The organism is Rhodopseudomonas sp. BR0C11, from assembly GCF_010820945.1.
GTDB lineage: Bacteria > Pseudomonadota > Alphaproteobacteria > Rhizobiales > Xanthobacteraceae > Rhodopseudomonas > Rhodopseudomonas palustris_H.
This window is the reverse complement of record NZ_QTKI01000579.1, coordinates 1-2,201: the sequence shown is the minus strand read 5'-3', so window position 1 is coordinate 2,201 and position 2,201 is coordinate 1. Positions and strand designations below refer to the sequence as shown.

The window sequence follows — 2,201 nt, the reverse complement described above, 5'->3', positions numbered from 1 at the left end:
GGTGATGGTGTAGCAGGTCGCCCGGCGGAACAGCCAGACGAGCAGTGCGAGCAGGCCGAGACCGGCAGCCGCCGGGATCAGAAGCATCGACGCGGACGTCAATGCTTCCGCCGGCGACTGGCCGTTCGACCAGTTCGACCAGGCCTTCCACGCGATCAGCAGGACGAAATAAATCGCCACGGCCCGCATGTGGAAGGACCTGATGGCCAACCCTTTGTAGGTCGGCTTCCCCTGCCAGATAACGCGCTCTCCCTCCGGCAAGGGCGACGGAAGCTCACGAAACTGGCTGGGGCTGTCGGTCATACGATCGACTCCGAACGCATCGGCGTGGCGTAGAGAGTGCCGGCGCCGTAGTACGCGCAGATCTTGTCTTCTTCGAGCTTGGAGACCTGATCGCTCTTCGCGGTGGTCGGGACGCCGGCGAATTGATCGCCGCGGATGGCGTCGACGGACACCTTGCCGAACGGGTCGTTGATCAGCGCGAACGGCACCGGGAGGAGCACGCGCTTACGGCTCTTGGCGACCTCGACTTCGAGGTAGCGGGCGATCACTTCGGCGCGGTCGACCCACACCTCGGTCACCGTACCACCGACCACGCCGTCGCAGCCGACGACCGACATGCCGACCGGGTTCGGGTCACGCGGGTCGAGGAACATGCCCTTCGCGGCGCGGAGCGGCGCGATGATCGGCAGGTTGTCGAGGCCGAGTTCCGGCACGTCGGCGCGCTGAGCGTAGGAGCCCGGGCCAACGCCATCGGCGAACGGATTGCCGGTCGGGACGAACGGCGCACCGGGCCACGGCGCAGACGGAGCGAGCGCCACGTTCGGGCGGTCGTTGCTGGTCGACGGCACGGTCTTGGTCGCACCACCACGCAGCAGGTAGGTCTTCGGATCCGGCGGCGCAGGGACGCCGATCTTCGCCAGGCGGGTGCCGGTGCCGGCATCGGCGACCAGCGGATAGCCCTCGCGCTTATCTTCCCGGCGCAAGTAGAACAGCAAGCCAGCGAAGAAGATCCAAAATACGTACAGGGTAACCTGTGCTAAGTCCAAATACGCTCCGGGTTGCATGGGACAGACCCCTTCCTCTTAGTTAACCTGGAAATTCGGCAAGGCCGAATTTGGCTGACGACTGCGCGTAGTTCGTTCGTGTCGTGCGCACGAGCGGACCGACCGCAACAAGCGTTGCAAACAGCAACGCGATCTCGATGTAGTAAACGAAGCAGTAACCGATTGCCGGCCCCGACAGCACGGCACCGAGCATGCCGTCACTGGCGAGCGAAGCGACGGCGTCGCGAATGCCGCCGCCGAGCAGGATGCCGCCGCCGGCAGCGGTCGCCTGCACTGCGCCCCACGTACCGAGCGCCATTCCCGAATCGCTACCGGACGCGACGGCCATCGCCGCCGTCAGCGTGCCGGCCGCAAACAATCCGCCGCCGAAACCGATCAGCGCCGTGCCGGCGCGGAACAGCAGCACCGACTGCGCCGGCGCCGACATCACCACCGCCGCGAAAGCGAACATGCCGATCATCGCACCGAGCCCGGCGAGCCGATACGGATCGCCGCCGCGGCCGAGCATCCGCGCCGACAGCGCGAAGCCGCCCAGCGTGCCGATCGCAAAGAAAGCCGTCAGCGCCGTGGTCTGACCGACGGTGAGCTGCAGCACCTGGGCGCCGAACGGCTCCAGCAGAATATCCTGCATCGAAAAGCCGGCCGTGCCGAGCGCCACCGCCACCAGCATCCGGGTCGAGCCGCCGGCGGCACGAAACTGCGCCCACGACTCGCCGAACTGCGGACGCAGCCGCGAGGCCGAGGTCAGCGTCGGGTTACGGGCTTCCTGCTTCCAAAGCGCGACGATGTTCAGCAGCAGCTGCACCACCGCGACGCCCTGAATCACCTGAATGAGCTTGAGCTCGCTGAAGTCGCGCAGCAGTTCGCTGAAGATCACGGCGCTGCCGGTCATGCCGATCAGCAGCATCACATACAGAAACGCCACCACCCGCGGCCGCGAATCTTCCGGCGCGATGTCGGTGGCGAGTGCGAGACCGGCGGTCTGAGTGGTGTGCAGGCCAGCACCGACCAGCAGGAACGCCAGCGCGGCGCCGAACTGACCGTACACGGCCGGATAAGCGCCCTCGCCCGACAGCACCAGCAGTGCGAACGGCATGATGGCGAAGCCGCCGAACTGCAGCAGCGTGCCCATCC

At 66.7% G+C, this 2,201-nt stretch carries 2 protein-coding genes and 1 pseudogene; all 3 read right to left on the bottom strand.

The window, feature by feature from the left end:
* A pseudogene (locus DYI24_RS25375) lies at nucleotides 1-303 on the bottom strand (photosynthetic complex putative assembly protein PuhB); the annotation flags it as partial.
* The gene (gene puhA / locus DYI24_RS25370; protein ID WP_164574278.1) at nucleotides 300-1,067 is read right to left on the bottom strand and encodes a photosynthetic reaction center subunit H; all 768 of its coding nucleotides are present in this window, start codon (nucleotides 1,065-1,067) and stop codon (nucleotides 300-302) included. The pseudogene DYI24_RS25375 and the gene puhA, both read right to left, overlap by 4 nt.
* 22 nt (nucleotides 1,068-1,089) lie before the next feature.
* The coding region (locus tag DYI24_RS25365; RefSeq protein WP_164574277.1) for an MFS transporter at nucleotides 1,090-2,201 on the bottom strand (1,112 nt) is incomplete at its 5' end.

Coding starts and splice junctions, on each gene's coding strand:
- puhA (WP_164574278.1), bottom strand. CDS start 1,067: ATGCAACCCGGAGCGTATTTGGACTTAGCACAGGTTACCCTGTACGTA.